Annotated in this window: 17 protein-coding genes and 1 pseudogene; 7 read left to right on the top strand and 11 right to left on the bottom strand. The window is 73.2% G+C overall.

Features of this window, described 5'->3' with window-relative positions; translation table 11 throughout:
• Positions 1-45: 45 nt before the first annotated feature.
• Positions 46-549, bottom strand: coding sequence for an Lrp/AsnC family transcriptional regulator (locus tag ACWH4W_RS25755; RefSeq protein ID WP_473078231.1), 504 nt, complete (start codon positions 547-549; stop codon positions 46-48).
• A 132-nt stretch (positions 550-681) separates the two neighbouring features.
• On the opposite strand from ACWH4W_RS25755, the gene ACWH4W_RS25750 reads away from it, so the two are divergent.
• The 4 genes from ACWH4W_RS25750 to ACWH4W_RS25735 are packed head-to-tail and all read left to right on the top strand — an operon-like array spanning position 682 to position 4,765.
• Positions 682-1,452, top strand: coding sequence for a LytR/AlgR family response regulator transcription factor (locus tag ACWH4W_RS25750; RefSeq protein ID WP_473078230.1), 771 nt, complete (start codon positions 682-684; stop codon positions 1,450-1,452).
• Positions 1,453-1,469: 17 nt separating this feature from the next.
• On the top strand, positions 1,470-1,829 hold the full coding sequence (locus ACWH4W_RS25745) for a hypothetical protein (protein ID WP_473078229.1): 360 nt from the start codon (positions 1,470-1,472) through the stop codon (positions 1,827-1,829).
• 21 nt (positions 1,830-1,850) lie between these two features.
• Positions 1,851-3,563, top strand: coding sequence for a sodium/solute symporter (locus ACWH4W_RS25740; RefSeq protein WP_473078228.1), 1,713 nt, complete (start codon positions 1,851-1,853; stop codon positions 3,561-3,563).
• A complete protein-coding gene (locus ACWH4W_RS25735) occupies positions 3,560-4,765 on the top strand; it encodes a sensor histidine kinase (protein ID WP_473078227.1) in 1,206 nt (401 codons plus the stop codon). Before ACWH4W_RS25740 ends, ACWH4W_RS25735 begins: the two co-directional genes overlap by 4 nt.
• A gap of 19 nt (positions 4,766-4,784) precedes the next feature.
• Here ACWH4W_RS25735 and ACWH4W_RS25730 read toward each other — a convergent pair whose 3' ends face one another.
• The 5 genes from ACWH4W_RS25730 to ACWH4W_RS25710 form a co-directional block, all read right to left on the bottom strand.
• Complete coding sequence (locus ACWH4W_RS25730) at positions 4,785-4,961, bottom strand: hypothetical protein (protein ID WP_473078226.1); 177 nt, start codon at positions 4,959-4,961, stop codon at positions 4,785-4,787.
• 89 nt (positions 4,962-5,050) lie between these two features.
• Positions 5,051-6,004 (bottom strand): cytochrome c oxidase assembly protein, encoded by a 954-nt coding sequence (locus ACWH4W_RS25725; protein ID WP_473078225.1) that lies wholly within the window; start codon positions 6,002-6,004, stop codon positions 5,051-5,053.
• A 128-nt stretch (positions 6,005-6,132) separates the two neighbouring features.
• Positions 6,133-7,158: a 6-phosphofructokinase gene (locus ACWH4W_RS25720; RefSeq protein ID WP_473078224.1), complete on the bottom strand. Its 1,026-nt coding sequence runs from the start codon at positions 7,156-7,158 to the stop codon at positions 6,133-6,135.
• Between the two features lie 201 nt (positions 7,159-7,359).
• A complete protein-coding gene (locus ACWH4W_RS25715) occupies positions 7,360-8,088 on the bottom strand; it encodes a type 1 glutamine amidotransferase (RefSeq protein ID WP_473078223.1) in 729 nt (242 codons plus the stop codon).
• A gap of 24 nt (positions 8,089-8,112) precedes the next feature.
• Positions 8,113-9,351: a DUF1727 domain-containing protein gene (locus ACWH4W_RS25710; protein WP_473078222.1), complete on the bottom strand. Its 1,239-nt coding sequence runs from the start codon at positions 9,349-9,351 to the stop codon at positions 8,113-8,115.
• Between the two features lie 147 nt (positions 9,352-9,498).
• Between ACWH4W_RS25710 and def the strand changes: the two genes are divergently transcribed.
• On the top strand, positions 9,499-10,044 hold the full coding sequence (def, locus tag ACWH4W_RS25705; RefSeq protein ID WP_473078221.1) for a peptide deformylase: 546 nt from the start codon (positions 9,499-9,501) through the stop codon (positions 10,042-10,044).
• Between the two features lie 272 nt (positions 10,045-10,316).
• Here def and ACWH4W_RS25700 read toward each other — a convergent pair whose 3' ends face one another.
• Complete coding sequence (locus tag ACWH4W_RS25700) at positions 10,317-10,958, bottom strand: TetR/AcrR family transcriptional regulator (protein ID WP_473078220.1); 642 nt, start codon at positions 10,956-10,958, stop codon at positions 10,317-10,319.
• 172 nt (positions 10,959-11,130) lie between these two features.
• On the opposite strand from ACWH4W_RS25700, the gene ACWH4W_RS25695 reads away from it, so the two are divergent.
• A complete protein-coding gene (locus tag ACWH4W_RS25695) occupies positions 11,131-12,357 on the top strand; it encodes an acyl-CoA dehydrogenase family protein (protein WP_473078219.1) in 1,227 nt (408 codons plus the stop codon).
• Positions 12,358-12,460: 103 nt separating this feature from the next.
• Positions 12,461-13,123 (top strand): thiaminase II/PqqC family protein, encoded by a 663-nt coding sequence (locus ACWH4W_RS25690; protein ID WP_473078218.1) that lies wholly within the window; start codon positions 12,461-12,463, stop codon positions 13,121-13,123.
• A gap of 10 nt (positions 13,124-13,133) precedes the next feature.
• Here ACWH4W_RS25690 and ACWH4W_RS25685 read toward each other — a convergent pair whose 3' ends face one another.
• The 4 genes and pseudogenes from ACWH4W_RS25685 to ACWH4W_RS25670 form a co-directional block, all read right to left on the bottom strand.
• Entirely contained in the window at positions 13,134-13,370 is a 237-nt protein-coding gene (locus ACWH4W_RS25685) for a DUF6213 family protein (RefSeq protein WP_106415325.1), read from the bottom strand.
• A 25-nt stretch (positions 13,371-13,395) separates the two neighbouring features.
• Complete coding sequence (locus ACWH4W_RS25680; protein ID WP_473078217.1) at positions 13,396-14,781, bottom strand: NADP-dependent succinic semialdehyde dehydrogenase; 1,386 nt, start codon at positions 14,779-14,781, stop codon at positions 13,396-13,398.
• An 83-nt stretch (positions 14,782-14,864) separates the two neighbouring features.
• Positions 14,865-15,323 (bottom strand): annotated as a pseudogene (locus ACWH4W_RS25675) (NUDIX hydrolase); the annotation flags it as partial.
• Entirely contained in the window at positions 15,320-16,858 is a 1,539-nt protein-coding gene (locus ACWH4W_RS25670; RefSeq protein WP_473078216.1) for an ATP-dependent DNA ligase, read from the bottom strand. The gene ACWH4W_RS25670 and the pseudogene ACWH4W_RS25675, both read right to left, overlap by 4 nt.
• Between the last annotated feature and the right edge of the window lie 30 nt (positions 16,859-16,888).

Raw genomic sequence — 16,888 nt, 5'->3', positions numbered from 1 at the left:
ACGCATCCTGCGCGTGTGCGCACGATCGCTGCGTCTTTCCCACCCTCAGCGCACGTCCGGTGCGTCGTCCGGGGCGGGCTGTGTCACTCCCGCCTCAGGACTGTCGGGCAGCAGGTGCGACAGCACCATCACGCTGATCGTCTTCCGGATGAACGGCTCCTGGCGGATGCGCTCCAGCACCTCCTCGAAGTGCTCCACGTCCCGCGCCCGCACGTGCAGCAGCGCGTCCGCACCCCCGGTCACCGTCATCGCCGCCGCGATCTCCGGATGGTTGCGCACCACCTCCGCCAGCCGCCGCGGCGGCGCCGCCCCCTCGCAGTACACCTCCACGTACGCCTCGGTGCGCCAGCCCAGCGCGGACGGCCGCACGGTGGCGGTGAACCCGGTGATCACCCCGGTCTCCCGCAGCCGGTCCACCCGGCGCTTGACCGCCGTCGCCGACAGCCCGACGCAGGCGCCGATCTCCGCGAAGGACGTCCTGGCGTTCGCCATCAGAGCGGTGACGATCTTCCGGTCGAGCTCGTCGAACGGCGCGGGCCTGCTGTTCATGCGGGCACTGTATCCGCGGCGGCCCCGGGGCCGCCCCGGTCCCGCCCCGGAGGGGTCCGGGCGCGGAACCGGGTGAAACGCCCTTGTCCGGCACGTGGTCCGGACCCGGAGATCCCCCTACACTCCACCTTCATGCTGCGCGCCCTCGCCGTCGACGACGAACGCCCCTCGCTGGAGGAACTGCTGTACCTGCTGAACGCCGACCCGCGCATCGGGAGCGCGGAGGGCGCCGGCGACGCCACCGAGGCCCTGCGCCGCATCAACCGGGCACTGGAGTCGGGACCCGACGGGCCCGACGCCATCGACGTCGTCTTCCTCGACATCCAGATGCCCGGCCTCGACGGACTCGACCTGGCCCGGCTGCTCACCGGCTTCGCCCGGCCGCCGCTCGTCGTGTTCGTCACCGCCCACGAGGACTTCGCCGTCCAGGCCTTCGACCTCAAGGCCGTCGACTACGTACTGAAACCCGTCCGCAAGGAACGCCTGGCCGAGGCCGTACGGCGGGCCGCCGCCCAGCGCGGCCCCACCCCCCGCGACGCCGCCCCGCGCATCCCCGTGCACGAGCCCGACCCCGACCACATGGCCGTCGAGCTGGGCGGCGTCACCCGCTTCGTCGCCGTCGACGACATCACCCACGTCGAGGCACAGGGCGACTACGCCCGCCTGCACACCGACCGCGGCAGCCACCTCGTGCGCATCCCGCTGTCCACCCTGGAGGAGCGCTGGCGCTCCCGCGGCTTCGTCCGTATCCACCGCCGCCACCTGGTCGCCCTGCGCCACATCGGGGAACTGCGGCTCGGCGCGGGTACGGTGAGCGTCCTGATCGGCTCCGAGGAACTCCAGGTCAGCAGGCGCCACGCCCGCGAGCTGCGGGACCTGCTGATGCGCCGGACCACCGGCTGACCGGGGGAGAGGCCCGCATGCCCCAGGAACCCGCCGAGCGCCGGGTGGTCGTCACCGGCCCGCCCCGCCGCGTCCTCCGCTCCTCCGGCTACTACCGCCCGCGCACCGAGATCGACGAGCAGACCACCCTCGGCCACACCTACGTCCGCTCCCTGATGCGCATCCAGCTGCGCACCGGGCTCACCGTGTTCGCCGTGCTCGCGCTGCTCATCGGCCCGCTGCCGCTGGTCTTCGCCGTCGCCCCGGACGCCCGCCGCCTCGAGTGGGCGGTCCTCGGCTTCGGGCTCTACCCCCCGCTGGTCCTGCTCGCCCGCTGGTACGTCCGCCGCGCCGAACGCAACGAACGCGACTTCGTCCGGCTCGTCGAGGACCGCTGAGACCCCGGGGACCGCACCACCGTGAACACCGCCTACGCCGTCACCGCCGTCGCGCTCGTCGCCGTCGCGACCGTCCTCGTCGGCGCCTTCGGCCTGCGCATATCCCGCACCACCTCCGACTTCTACGTCGCCTCCCGCACCGTCGGCCCCCGCCTCAACGCGGCCGCCATCAGCGGCGAGTACCTCTCCGCCGCCTCCTTCCTCGGCATCGCCGGACTCGTCCTCGTCCAGGGCCCGGACATGCTCTGGTACCCGGTCGGCTACACCGCCGGCTACCTGGTGCTCCTGCTGTTCGTCGCCGCCCCGCTGCGCCGCTCCGGCGCCTACACGCTGCCCGACTTCGCCGAGGCCCGGCTCTCCTCGCACGCGGTACGGCGGCTCGCCGGCGCCCTCGTCGTCGGCGTCGGCTGGCTCTACCTGCTGCCCCAGCTCCAGGGCGCCGGACTCACCCTCACCGTGCTCACCGGCGCCCCCGACTGGCTCGGCGCGGTGATCGTCGCCGTCGTCGTCACGGTCATCGTGGCCGCCGGCGGCATGCGCAGCATCACCTTCGTCCAGGCCTTCCAGTACTGGCTGAAGCTGACCGCCCTGCTGGTGCCCGCGCTCTTCCTGGTGCTCGCCTGGCAGAGCGACGGCGCGCCCAGCCACGCCTTCGACGAACCCGCCGAGTTCCGCGAACAGCGCGTGGTGCGCGTCGACGACACCGTCGACCTGCGCCTCACCGCCCCGCTCACCGTCACCGTGGACGGCACCGTCGACGGCCGGGAGCACACCGGGAGCGAGGTCCGCCTGCCCGCCGGCACCCACCGCGTCGACGGCGGCACCCGCCTCACCTTCGCCGAAGGCGCCGAGGTGCCCGCCGCCGGACACGGCGCCGACGACGCCCTGTCGCCCTCCCGCGCCGAGAGCCGCGCGGAACGCCCGCTGTACGCCACGTACGGGCTGATCTTCGCGACCTTCTTCGGCACCATGGGCCTGCCGCACGTGGTGGTCCGCTTCTACACCAGCCCGCACGGGGTCGCCGCCCGCCGCACCACCGTCGCCGTCCTCGGCCTGATCGGCGCCTTCTACCTGCTGCCCCCCGTCTACGGTGCCCTCGGCCGGCTCTACGCCCCCGAGCTCACCCTCACCGGGGACGCGGACGCCGCCGTCCTGCTGCTGCCCGGCCGGATGATCGGCGGCACCGGCGGCGACCTGCTGGGCGCCCTGGTCGCCGGGGGAGCGTTCGCCGCGTTCCTGTCCACCGCCTCCGGACTGACCATGGCCGTGGCAGGGGTGCTCACCCAGGACGTGCTGCCCTCCCGCGGCGTGCGCCACTTCCGGCTCGGCACCGTGCTCGCCATGGCCGTCCCGATGGCCGCGAGCGTCCTGGTCGGCGGGCTGCCGGTGGCCGACGCCGTGGGCCTCGCCTTCGCCGTGTCCGCCTCGTCGTTCTGCCCGCTGCTCGTCCTCGGCATCTGGTGGCGGCGGCTGACCCCGCCGGGCGCGGCCGCCGGGATGCTGATCGGCGGGGGCTCCGCGTTCCTCGCCGTCGCCGCCACCATGGCGGGCTACCCGGGCGCCGGGCCCTGGCACGCGCTGCTCGCCTGGCCCGCCCTCTGGTCGGTGCCGCTCGGCTTCCTCACCATGGTGCTGGTCTCCCTGGCCACGCCGAGCCGGGTGCCGCCCGGCACGGCCTCGGTCCTGGCCCGCTTCCACCTGCCGGAAGAGCTGCGTACGGAGGTGTCCGCATGAGCGGTTTCCTCGCCGGTCTGCTCGTCGCCGTGCTGCCCCTGCTGGCCGCCGGCTTCTGGCTGGGCCGGCGCACGGCACGGCCCGCCAGCCTCGCCGGGCTCGGCACACCCGTCGAGCACGCCACCTTCGAGACCCTGCACACCGCCTCGCTGGCCACGCCCCCGCTGCGCGCGGGCCTCACCGAGGAGACCGCCCGCAAGGCGGCCCGCAAACTGCGCTCCCTGCTCGGCACCGACGCCCTGTGCCTCACCGACCGCGAGCGGGTCCTCGTCTGGGACGGCGTCGGCGCCCACCACCGCACCGAGATCATGGAGCGCCTCGCCGGCCCCCTGGACACCGGCCGCGGCGAGGCCTTCCCGCTGACCTGCGACACCCCCGACTGCGCCGTCCGCTGGGCGGTGGTCGCCCCGCTCACCGTCGACGACCGGGTGCACGGCGCGCTCGTCGCCTGCGCGCCCCGCGAGTCGGCGGTGCTGGTCAGGGCCGCCGGGGAGGTCGCCCGCTGGGTCTCCGTCCAGCTGGAACTGGCCGACCTGGACCAGTCCCGCACCCGGCTGATCGAGGCGGAGATCCGGGCCCTGCGCGCCCAGATCTCCCCGCACTTCATCTTCAACTCGCTCGCGGTGATCGCGTCCTTCGTGCGCACCGACCCCGAGCGCGCCCGCGAGCTGCTGCTGGAGTTCGCCGACTTCACCCGCTACTCGTTCCGCCGGCACGGCGACTTCACCACCCTGGCCGACGAGCTGCACGCCATCGACCACTACCTGGCACTGGTGCGGGCGCGCTTCGGCGACCGGCTCTCGGTCACCCTGCAGATCGCGCCCGAGGTGCTGCCGGTCGCACTGCCCTTCCTGTGCCTCCAGCCGCTGGTGGAGAACGCCGTGAAGCACGGTCTGGAGGGCAAGGCCGACACGTGCCGCATCCAGATCACCGCGCAGGACGCGGGAGCCGAGGCACTGGTGGTCATCGAGGACGACGGGGCGGGCATGGACCCCGAGCTGCTGCGCCGCATCCTCGCCCGGGAGGTCAGCCCGACGGGCGGCATCGGCCTGTCCAACGTCGACGACCGGCTCCGCCAGGTCTACGGCGACGACCACGGGCTGGTCATCGAGACGGCCGCGGGCGCGGGCATGAAGATCACCGTCCGGCTGCCGAAGTACCAGCCGGGCGTCCATCTGGCGGGGCGGCTCACCCCGCGGTGAGCCGCCCCCGTGCGTGCGGTCAACCGGTGTGGGTGGCGACCATCCCGAGGGTGATCAGGCCCAGGACGACCCAGCCGAACCACAGCCAGCCGTTGCTGCCGAGCGCCACCGTGTACGCCGTGACGGCGACCAGGCCGCCGACGGTGAGCACTCCCATGGTCTTCGTCGAGGTGGAACCGTTCGTGGTGACGGGCATCGTGACACCCTCCTCTTGGTCCGGTCCCTCCATGGTGCCCCGGTTTCCGGAAAGGAGGCCGGTGCCGGGACGCGGGTCCCGAGGGCTCTCTAGCCGCCGCGCGCCTCCAGGGACGCCAGGTAGGCGTTGTACGCCTCCAGCTCCTTGTCGCCGTCCCGGTCGGCGGCGCGGTCCTTGCGCCGGGCCTGCCGCTGGTCCGAGGCGTACCACTGGAACAGCAGCGCGATCAGCACCAGGACGGAGGGGACCTCGCTGAACGCCCAGGCGATGCCGCCGGCCGCGTTCTGGTCGGACAGGGCGTCGATGCCCAGCGACGCGGGCGGGTCCTGGAAGGTGGTGACCATGGGGGTGGAGGCCATCATCAGCGCGATGCCGAAGAACGCGTGGAACGGCATGCCCGCGAACAGCTCCAGCATCCGCATCAGGTGCCCCGGCCGGTGCGGACCCGGGTCCACACCCATGATCGGCCAGAAGAACACCAGACCGACGGCGAGGAAGTGCACCATCATCACCACGTGCCCGACCGCCGATCCCATCAGGAAGTCGAACAGCGGGGTGAAGTACAGGGCGTACAGGCTCGCGATGAACATCGGGATGGTGAACAGCGGGTGCGTGACGACCCGCATGTAGCGGCTGTGCAGCAGCATCAGCAGCAGCTCGCGCGGCCCCTTGGCGCCGCGCACGGACGCCGGGGGCAGCGCCCGCAGCGCCAGGGTGACCGGGGCGCCGAGCAGGATCAGGATCGGCGACACCATGCTGATCACCATGTGCTGCACCATGTGCACGCTGAACATCACCATGCCGTAGTCGTTCAGCGCGGTGCACATCACCAGACCGATGCTCAGCACACCGGCGGTGAACGCCACGGTCCGCCCCACGGGCCACTTGTCACCGCGCCGGACCAGCCGGACCACGCCCCAGCCGTACAGCGCGAGCCCCAGCAGGCAGGCGACGAGGAAGAAGGGGTCCGCCGACCAGGCGAGCCCTCGCCCCAGCGTGAACGGCGGCAGATCCATGGTCATGCCGTGCCCGCTGTGATCCATCCGCCGGCTCCATTTTCGTCCAGGTTGTACGCAATCGGTCCGCACCAGACTAGAACCGCCCCCGGCGACGTCCGTCACCGGGGGCGTTCTGTGAGGCCCGTCTCACGCGCCGGGCGGCGGCAGCGGGGTCAGAGCACGCACTCCGCCTCGGCGTACCGGTCCTCGGGCACCGTCTTCAGCGTCTCGACGGCCTCGGCCAGCGACACCGTCACGATGTCGGTGCCGCGCAGCGCCGTCATCCGCCCGAAGTCGCCGCGGTGCACGGCCTCCACCGCGTGCCAGCCGAACCGGGTGGCCAGCACCCTGTCGTACGCGGTGGGCGTGCCGCCGCGCTGGACGTGGCCGAGGATCACCGGCCGGGCCTCCTTGCCGAGGCGCGACTCCAGCTCCAGGGAGAGCTGCCGGGCGATCCCGGCGAACCGCTCGTGGCCGTAGACGTCCTTGCCGCCCTCGTCGAAGTCCATGGTCCCGGGCTTCGGCTTGGCTCCCTCCGCCGCGACGACGATGGCGAACCGCTTTCCGGCCGAGAACCGCTCGCCGACCTTGGCGGTCAGCTCGTCGATGTCGAAGGGCCGCTCGGGGACCACGACGGCGTGCGCGCCGGCCGCCATGCCGGAGTGCAGCGCGATCCAGCCGGTGTGCCGGCCCATGACCTCCACGATCAGCACGCGCTGGTGCGACTCGGCGGTGGTCTTCAGCCGGTCCAGGGCCTCGGTGGCCACCCCGACGGCCGTGTCGAACCCGAAGGTGACGTCGGTGACGGCGATGTCGTTGTCGATGGTCTTCGGCACGCCGACTATCGGCAGACCGTTGTCGGACAGCAGCCGGGCCGCCTTGAGGGTGCCCTCACCCCCGATGGGGATGATCGCGTCGAGACCGAGTTCCTCGACGTGGCCCCGGGCCCGCTCCACACCGTCCCGCAGATGCTCGGGGCGCACCCGGGAGGAGCCGAGGACGGTGCCGCCGCGGGCGAGGATGCCGCTCACCGCGTCGAGGTCGAGCTTGAGGTAGTCGCACTCCAGGAGGCCCTTCCACCCGTCGCGGAAGCCGATGACCTCGTCGCCGTGGTCGACGACGGCACGGTGCACGACGGACCGGATGACGGCGTTCAGGCCGGGGCAGTCGCCGCCGGACGTGAGGACACCAATGCGCATAGCCCGAAACAACCTTCTCGAAGGGGGCCGGGACCGGACCGCGTCGTCCGGCTCGATCCCCGCCACCCTAGCCGCTCCGGAGGGCGAAGCCGCATCCCGCGTCCGCCTGCTGGACGACCCCGCTCACCTGTGCGGAGGAGGCGTCAGACGGGCCGTTCCGGGCCCCTCCGACGCCTCCTCCGGGGGTGTTCGCCCAGCGCCTCACGCGGGCTGCTGGGCGGCCGCGATGCGCTCGTCGCGCAGGGCCTCGTACCAGCGGTCGTCGGTCGGCGGCAGGGCGTTGACGTCCAGCGCCAGCTTCAGCAGCAGGTCCGCGATCTGCGGGTTGCGGGCCAGCACCGGACCGTGCATGTACGTGCCGAAGACGGTGTCGTTGTACGCGCCCTCGGTGCCGTCCCCGGTGCCGTTGCCGTTGCCGAAACGGACCTGGGCCAACGGGCGTGCCGTGGGGCCCAGATGGGTGACGCCCTGGTGGTTCTCGAACCCGGTCAGCGGGGGCAGGCCCAGCGCCGGGTTGATGTCCGCGAGGACGTCGCCCACGCAGCGGGCGCCCTCGCCGCGCACCGACACCACGTCGAGCAGGCCGAGGCCCGGCTGGCGCTGGCCGAGGTCGTTGATGAACTCGTGGCCGAGGATCTGGTAGCCGGCGCAGACCGAGAAGACGATCGCGCCGTTCCCCACGGCCCGGTGCAGCCCGCCGTCGCGGCGCAGCCGCTCGGCGGCCAGCCGCTGCGGGCGGTCCTCGCCGCCGCCGATCAGGTAGATGTCGCCGGAGGTCGGGATCGGCTGGTCGCTGCGCACGTCGAGCCGTGCCACGTCCAGGCCGCGCTGCCGCGCCCGGCGCTCGACAACGAGGACGTTGCCCTGGTCGCCGTAGGTGCTGAGCAGGTCCGGGTAGATCCAGACGACCCGCAGCTGGTTGTCGCTCACTTCAAGTCCCCTGAGGTGTCGTGGTCAGTTGCCGACGCGGCGGCGCAGGTCCTGGAACGCGGTGTAGTTGGCGATGACCTCGATCCGGCCCGGCGGAGACATCTGGACCGCCTGGTCGAGGTTCTCGCACACCTGGAACTGCTGGTTGGCGACCTCGAGGCGCACCGCCAGGTCCAGTTTCCGGTCGCCGACGACGCAGATCGGGTGGCCGGTCAGCCGGGTGTAGTCGACGTCCCACAGCCAGGAGGTGTCGGTGCCGTCGGCGGAGCGCGCGTTCACCGACAGGATCACCGGGGCCGGCGGCGGGTCGATCAGCGAGAACGTCTCCAGCCAGCCCGCGGGGTTCTTCGCGAGCAGCAGCCGCAGGTCACGGCCCTGGAACTGGACGATGTCGTAGCGTCCGGCCACGGCCTGCACCTGGTACATGCGCTCCAGGGCGACCTGCGGCGGCACCCCGAAGACGGCGGCGACGGCCGCGGAGGACGCGGCGTTGGCCTTGTTGGCGCGGCCCGGCAGCTGGAGGTGGATCGGCCAGGCGGAGCCGTGCGGGTCGAGCACGTGGTCGCCGGAGAGCGCCCAGGTCGGGGTGGGGCGGCGGAAGCCGCACTCGCCGCAGAACCAGTCGTCGCCGGGGCGCTGCATCACACCGCCGCAGGACGGGCAGGACCAGGCGTCGTCCTTCCACATCTGGCCGGCGGCCACCCAGATCACGTTGGGGGAGGACGACGCGGCCCACACCACCAGCGGGTCGTCGGCGTTGGCGACGACCACAGCCTTCGAACCCGCCAGGCCCTCGCGCCAGTTCTCGGCGAGCATCCGGGTCTCCGCGGCGCGGTCGAGCTGGTCGCGGGAGAGGTTGAGCAGCGCGATGCACTTCGGCTCGGTGGCCTGGGCGACGCCGACGAGGTACTTCTCGTCGACCTCGATGACGCCGTAGCGGGCGTCCGCGCCGTCCGCGAGGGCCGAGGTGATGCCGGCCGGCATGTTGGCGCCGAGCGCGTTGGAGACGACCGGGCCGGCCGCCTTGAGCGCCTCGGCGATGAGCCGGGTGGTGGTGGTCTTGCCGTTGGTCGCCGAGACGAGGGTCACGTCCAGGTGCTGGGCGAGCCGCGCGAGAAGGTCGGGGTCGAGTTTCAGCGCCACCCGGCCGCCGATCACCGAACCGCTGCCGCGCCCTGCGGCGCGGGACGCCGCCGCGACCGCCTTGCCCGCGGTCACGGCCAGCTTGGCCCGCGGCGTGAGCGGGTCCGAGTTGCCTGCCATCAGTTCTCGATCCTCCTTGCGTACGCGCCGCGTCTGTGCCTGACGGCCACGTGGTGTGGGCTCAGCCTATCGAGATCCCTTCACCCTCCAGTACCGCGGCTCCATCGTGAGACGGGGCGGGAATACAAGGACCGTACCCTTGCCGCCATGCGACACGGTTCCCTCCCCGGCGTCCACGGACGCGTTCGGCCCCTCACCCTGCTCGGCGACCCGGTGCTGCACACGCCCTGCGAGGAGGTCACCGGCTTCGGTCCGGAACTGGCGGAGCTGGTGGAGGACTTGTTCGCGACGATGTACGCGGCGCGGGGTGTGGGGCTGGCCGCGAACCAGATCGGGGTGCCGCTGCGGGTGTTCGTCTTCGACTGCCCGGACGACGAGGACGTACGGCACCTCGGGCACGTGGTGAACCCGCGGCCGGCGGTGACGGACGGGGTGGTGGTGCGCGGCCCCGAGGGCTGTCTGTCGCTGCCGGGCCTGGAGGCCGGGACGGAGCGGTACGACCACGCGGTGGTCGAGGGCGTCACGGTGACCGGCGAGCCGGTCACCGTGCACGGCACGGGCTTCTTCGCCCGCTGCCTCCAGCACGAGAGCGACCATCTGGAGGGCACGGTCTACGCCGACCGGCTCACCGGCCGCCGTCACCGCAAGCTGATGCGTCAGGTCTCCCGCGCCTCCTGGCACCGCCCCGCCTGAGCCGGGTCCCGGCGTCCCGCCGCCCGCGTCCGGGCGCCGCGCCGCGGGCGGCGGCGGGAGCGCGCCGGCCCCGCCCGCGCCCGCTCTTCCGGGCGGCCGCCACGGGGACGACTGCGCGCTTCGCCCGGCCCTGCGCTCGCGCGTGCGCAGACCGAGGTCCGGCGCGGCCGGCGCCGGCGCCTCGCTCCTGCCCGTGTCGGCCCGGCCGCTGCCGCACGCGGCAGCCGTCCGCGCCGTCCCCCGCGCCGCGCGCCCCCGTCCCCGGCCCGGGGTCAGAAGCCCGGGCCGCCCGCCTTGTCGCCGGCCGCCGCCAGGCGGCCCCACAGCAGGTCGGCCAGGCTGCGGACCAACTCGGCGCGGTCGCAGGGGCGCTCGCCCAGCCACCAGTCGCCGGCGGCGTGCATCATGCCGACGATGCCGTGGCCCCACACCCGGGCGAGCCGGTGGCTGCCGGGGCCGAGGTCGAGGCGTTCCTCGATCACCTGGGCCAGCTCCTCGCCCATCCGGCGCAGCAGCGGCGCCGAGTGCTTGCCCACGTCGAAACCCTGGTCGCCGGGCGAGCCCTCCGCCGGGTGCATCAGGAAGCGGTACACCTGGGGGCGCGCCTCGATCGCCGCCAGGTAGGTGTCCAGCGTGGCCTCGACCCGCTCCCGCCGCTCCGCGGGCGCGTCCAGCGCGGCCCGCAGGGAGGCCAGCAGGGCGTCGGTGTGGCGTTTGGCGAGGGCGGCGTAGAGTCCCCCCTTGTCACCGAAGTGCCGGTAGAGGATGGGCTTGGTGATGCCGGCCTCGGCGGCGATGGCGTTCATCGAGGCTCCCGGGCCGTCGCGCAGCACCACTCGGTCGGCGGCCTCCAGCAGCTCGCGCCGGCGTCGGTCGGCGGACCGCTGCTGCTCGGTCCGCTGTGTGGTGTCCATGAGCTCTCCCCGCCCGTGCCGAATCGGTGACGCCTGCGCAAACTAACACCGATCACGGCCCGGACATCGAACGGGATGTCGGCCTGCCCCGGAGAGTTGACTTTTCCTACTTATCGGTAACAGACTGGGGTTACCGCAAGTAACACGCACGGGCGTCGCCGCTGGAGGGGTCATGGCCGAGTTCACCATGGAGCTCAACGACGAACAGAAGGAGGTGCGGGACTGGCTGCACGGCTTCGCCGCCGACGTCATCCGCCCCGCCGCCGCCGAATGGGACGAGCGTGAGGAGACTCCCTGGCCGGTCATCCAGGAGGCGGCCAAGGTCGGCATCTACTCCCTGGACTTCTACGCCCAGCAGTACTTCGACGCGACCGGACTCGGCATCCCCATGGCCATGGAGGAGCTGTTCTGGGGCGACGCGGGCATCGCCCTGTCGATCGTCGGCACCGGCCTCGCCGCCGTCGGCGTCCTCGCCAACGGCACCGAGGAGCAGATCGGCACCTGGATCCCCCAGATGTACGGCGACGTGAACGACGTGAAGGTCGCGGCCTTCTGCTCCTCCGAGCCCGACGCCGGCTCCGACGTGGCGTCGATGCGCACCCGCGCGGTCTACGACGAGGCCAAGGACGAGTGGGTGATCAACGGCACCAAGACGTGGGCGACCAACGGCGGCATCGCCAACGTCCACGTCGTGGTCGCGGTCGTCGACCCCGAGCTCGGCTCGAAGGGCCACGCCTCCTTCATCATCCCGCCGAACACCCCCGGCCTGTCCCAGGGCCAGAAGTTCCAGAAGCACGGCATCCGCGCCTCGCACACCGCCGAGGTCATCCTGGACGACGTGCGCGTCCCCGGCTCCTGCCTGCTCGGCGGCAAGGAGAAGCTGGACGAGCGTCTCGCCCGCGCCCGGGAGAAGGCGAAGCAGGGCGGTGAGCGCGTGAAGAACGCGGCCATGGCCACCTTCGAGGCGTCCCGTCCCGCCGTCGGCGCCATGGCCGTGGGCACCGCCCGCGCCGCCTACGAGGTCGCGCTGGACTACGCCACAACGCGTGAGCAGTTCGGCCGCCCGATCATCGACAACCAGGGCGTCGCCTTCCAGCTCGCCGACATGCGCACCCAGATCGACGCCGCCCGCCTGCTGGTGTGGCGCGCCTCCTGGATGGCGATCAACGGCAAGCCGTTCACCGCGGCCGAGGGCTCGATGTCGAAGCTGTTCGCCAGCGAGACCGCCAAGAAGGTCACCGCCCAGGCGATCCAGATCCTCGGCGGCAACGGCTACACCCGCGAGTACCCGGTCGAGCGGATGCACCGGGACGCCGCGATCTACACCATCTTCGAAGGGACGAGCGAGATCCAGCGCCTGGTGATCGCCCGCACCCTCTCGGGCATGTCCATCCGCTAGGACGGCCCCCACGGAACGACCCGGCGGTGCGGGCGGCACCGCCGGGTTGCCGTCGTCCGGCCGCCGGGCCACCCTCGGGGTGACCGACGCCTCGGAGGACGCGATGACACGCACGGCCCGGGACCTGCTGAAGACGATCACCGCGGAACTCGCCCCCGACCCGCGCTCCAACCCCCTCGTGCCGCTGATCGCGGCAGGTGAGGCGGACCGCGAGGTGCTGGCGGTGCTCGCGCTGGAACAGACGCGGGTGATTCCCGCGGACCGCCGCGCCTTCCTCCAGCTGGCCGTGCGGTCCACGGCCGAACCGGAGGCCGACGCCTTCTTCACCGCGCTCGCCGAGGGCGAGGCCGTCGCCCAGCGGCGGCTGCCCGCCTTCGCCGCGGCCTGCGGCGTCGACGAGGACCGCGCCGCCGCGTACACCCCGCTGCCGGGCTGCCAGGCCTACCCGGCCTACGTCGCCTGGCTGGCGCTCAACGCCGCCCCCGCCGACGCCGTCCTGGCCGTCACCGCCAACTTCTCGGCCTGGGGCGGCTACTGCGCCACGATCGCCGGGGCCCTGCGCACCCACTACGGCTTCGACGACGAGGCCTGCGCCTTCTTCGACTTCTTCGCCGAACCGGCCGAGGAACTGGACCGCACGGCGGAGCGCGCCGTCCAGGCGGCCCTGGACGCCGGCCGCCTGGACGAGCGTCGTGCCCGGGCCTACGGGCACCTGCTGCAGAGTTACGAAGCGCTGTTCTGGCGCACCCTCGAACGGCCGGCCTGACGGCCTGCCGTCATGGCGTGGTGCCGCTGCTGTGGGCGATGCACGCGACGTCGATGCGGTCGGCGAGCTTCGCGAGTTCGATCGTCAGCGCGGCGACCGTGTCCTCGTCGAGCCCGCTCTCGCCGGCCTCGACGAGCCGGACCCACCGGCCGCCCACCGTGCGCAGCAGCTTGCTGACGTCGGCGGCCGCCACCTGGAGGGTGCCGCGGTCGTCGACGATCAGAGGCAGTGTCACTTCGCGGTTCACAGTCGGGATCGTAGCCGTGCGCGCGTCACGCGCCGTGCCAAACCGTGGTGATGTTGCAGAACTCGCGGATTCCGTGCCCGGACAGCTCACGCCCGTAGCCCGACCGCTTCACGCCGCCGAAGGGGAACGCGGGGTGGGAGGCCGTCATGCCGTTGACGTACACGCCGCCCGCCTCCAGATCCCGGACGAACCGGTCGATCTCCGCCTCGTCGCGCGTCCAGACGTTGGAACTCAGCCCGAACGGCGAGTCGTTGGCGATGAGCACCGCCTCGTCCAGGTCGGCCGCGCGGTAGAGCGTGGCGACCGGACCGAAGGCCTCCTCCCGGTGGATGCGCATCTCCCGGCCGACCCCGGCCAGCACGGTCGGCGGGTAGAACCAGCCCGGTCCGTCGGGACGTTCGCCACCGCACAGCACCGTGGCGCCGGCCCGTACCGCGTCGTCGACCAGCTCCTCCAGGTCCGTGCGGCCCTGTTCGCTGGAGAGCGGGCCGACGTCGGTGTCCTCGTCCATGGGGTCGCCCACCTTCAGCGCCTTCATGCCCGCCACGAACCGCTCGGCGAAGGCGTCGTAGACGTCCGTGTGCACGATGAACCGCTTGGCGGCGATGCAGGACTGCCCGGCGTTCTGCACCCGGGCGGTCACCGCGACCTCGGCGGCCCGGTCCAGGTCGGCGGAGGGCATGACCACGAAGGGGTCGCTGCCGCCCAGCTCCAGCACCGTCTTCTTGATCATCTCGCCGGCGGTGGAGGCGACGGCCCGGCCCGCGGGCTCGCTCCCGGTGAGGGTCGCCGCCTTGATCCGCTCGTCGCGCAGCAGGTCGTCGACGGTGGCGGAGCCGATCAGCAGGGTCTGGAACGTGCCCTCGGTGAAGCCCGCGCGGTGGAACAGGTCCTCCAGGTACAGGGCGGTCCCCGGCACGTTCGACGCGTGCTTGAGCAGTCCGACGTTGCCCGCCATCAGGGCGGGGGCGGCGAACCGCACCACCTGCCACAGCGGGAAGTTCCACGGCATCACCGCGAGCACCGGGCCCAGCGGGCGGTAGCGCACCAGGACCCGGGAGGCGCCGGAGTCCTTCACGTCGGACGCGTCGGGCTCCTCGTCGGCCAGCAGCTCGGCCGCGTGGTCGGCGTACCAGTGCATCGCCTTGGCGCACTTCGCGGCCTCCGCGCGGGCCTGCGCGATCGGCTTGCCCATCTCCGTGGTGATCACCTTGCCGACGGCGTCCCGGTCCTCGTCGAGGATCTCGGCGGCCCGGTGCAGCAGGCGGGAACGCTCCTCGAAGGTCGTCGTCCGGTACGTGCGGAAGGTGGCCTCCGCGAGCCGGAGCCGGCGTTCCAGCTCGTCCTCGTCCATGGGGTGGTACGTCTTGACGGTCTCGCCGTTCGCCGGATTCACCGTGGCGATGTGCATCACTGGCCTCCATGGGACGGGCGGTGCTCTGACGACCTTCCCGCGCGCCGACGGGCCGCGCAACGCGGGGAGGCCTCTCGGAGCGAGTGCTCCGCCAGGCGGTCCAGAAACGCGGTCTGTGCCGGGACGACCACCTCGCGGGCCCGGTCGAGGGGGAACCAGGCGACCCGGTCCAGCTCCGGGAACTCCCGCGTCCGCCCCGACCCGGGCGGCCACTCCATGGCGAACGTGCCGGGGACGGCCGACGCCGGGTCCAGGTCGGCCTCCACCGCCCACGCGGTGACCACCTTGCCGCCCGCCTGGCGGACCTGCCCGAGCGGCACCGCCTCCCCGTCCGGCGGCGGCAGCCCCAGCTCCTCCTCGAACTCGCGGCGCGCCGCCTCCCAGGCGGGCTCGGCGGGGTCGTACTCGCCCTTCGGCACGGTCCACGCCCCGGCGTCCCGGCGCGCGAAGAACGGGCCGCCCATGTGGCCGAGCAGCACCTCGACGCCCTCCCCGGCGCGCCGGAACAGCAGCAGCCCCGCGCTCCGGGCCCTCGTCACGGCCGCACCCCCGGGTGCGCGGCGAGCACGGTCCCGACGGTGTCCGCCTCCTCCGGGCGCTTGTCCTCGCGGTAGCGGATCACCCGGGCGAAGCGCAGGGTGACACCGGCCGGGTAGCGGCTGGAGCGCTGCAGGCCGTCGTAGGCGATCTCCACGACGAGTTCGGGGCGCACGGTCACCGTCCCGCCGCTCTCGCCGACCGCGATCTCCCGCAGCCGCTCGGTCTGCCACCGGAGCATCGCGTCGGTCATGCCCTTGAAGGTCTTGCCGAGCATCGCGAAGCCGCCGTCGGCGGTGCGGGCGCCCAGGTGCAGGTTGGACAGCTTCCCGGTGCGCCGGCCGTGGCCCCACTCGGCGGCCAGCACCACCAGGTCCAGCGTGTGCACCGGCTTGACCTTCAGCCAGGACGCCCCGCGCCGCCCCGCGCTGTAGGGGGCCTCCAGACCCTTGACCACGACGCCCTCGTGGCCGCGCTCCAGGGTCCGCGCGAGGAACCGCTCCGCCGCCTCCAGGCCGTCGGGGCCGTCCACCACGGTGCGCCGCACCCGCATCGGCTCCGGCACCAGCCGGACCAGTTCCGCGTGCCGCTCGGCGAACGGCAGGTCCAGCAGGTCCCGGCCGTCGACCGACAGCGCGTCGAAGAACACGGGGGAGACCGGCGTCTCCCGGGCGGCCGTCGCCACGTCCACCCGGGAGCCGACCCGCCCGGCGGTCTCCTGGAAGGACCGCGGGCGCCCGGTGGCGTCGAAGGAGATGACCTCGCCGTCCAGGATGAACCGCTCCACCGGCAGCTCCCGCGCCGCCGCGGTCACCTCGGGCAGCCGGTCGGTGATGTCGTCGAGGGTGCGGGTGTGCACCCGCACGGCGTCGCCGTCGCGGTGCACCTGGACGCGGATGCCGTCGAGCTTCTCCTCGACCGCGCAGACGCCCAGCTTCCCGACCGCCTCGGCGACCGAGGAGGCGCTGTGCGCCAGCATCGGCTGCACCGGGCGCCCGACGGTGAGCCGGAACCGCTCCAGCGCCTCCGGCCCGTCCGCCAGCAGCGCCCCCGCGACCGGCTGGAGGGAGCCCGCGAGCATCACCGCCCGCCGTACGTCCGCCGGGTCCGCGCCCGTCGCCCGGGCCAGCCCCTCCGCCGCCAGCGCGTCCAGCGCGCCCTGGCGGACCTCGCCGGTCAGCAGCCCCGTCAGGAACCGCTGCTCGGCCTCGGTGGACGCGCCCAGCAGCTCACCGGCCAGCCGGGCGCGTTCCGTCTGGGAGCCCGGTCCCGACACCTCGGCGAGCCGGGTGAGCAGCGCGTCCACCTCGCGCACCGTCAGGGACGGCTCGGCGGCGGGCGGGACCGGACGGCTCAGCACCTTCCAGCCGACCCCGATCCGTCCCTGCGGCAGCCGCCCCGCCAGATACGGGATGACGACCGGGACGTCGTCCGGCCCGGCCTCCCGGAACAGCTCGGCGAGCAGCGCGGTCTTCCGCGACCGCGCCGAGGCGGCGGCCACCTCCTGGGACACCTGGGCCAGACGGGACAGCAGCATGCAGTCAGGGTGCTACGAAGGCGTGCCTCC

Source organism: Streptomyces sp. DSM 120436 (genome assembly GCF_055778765.1).
The sequence above is the reverse complement of the archived record's forward strand: the minus strand, read 5'-3'. Positions and strand labels throughout refer to the sequence as shown.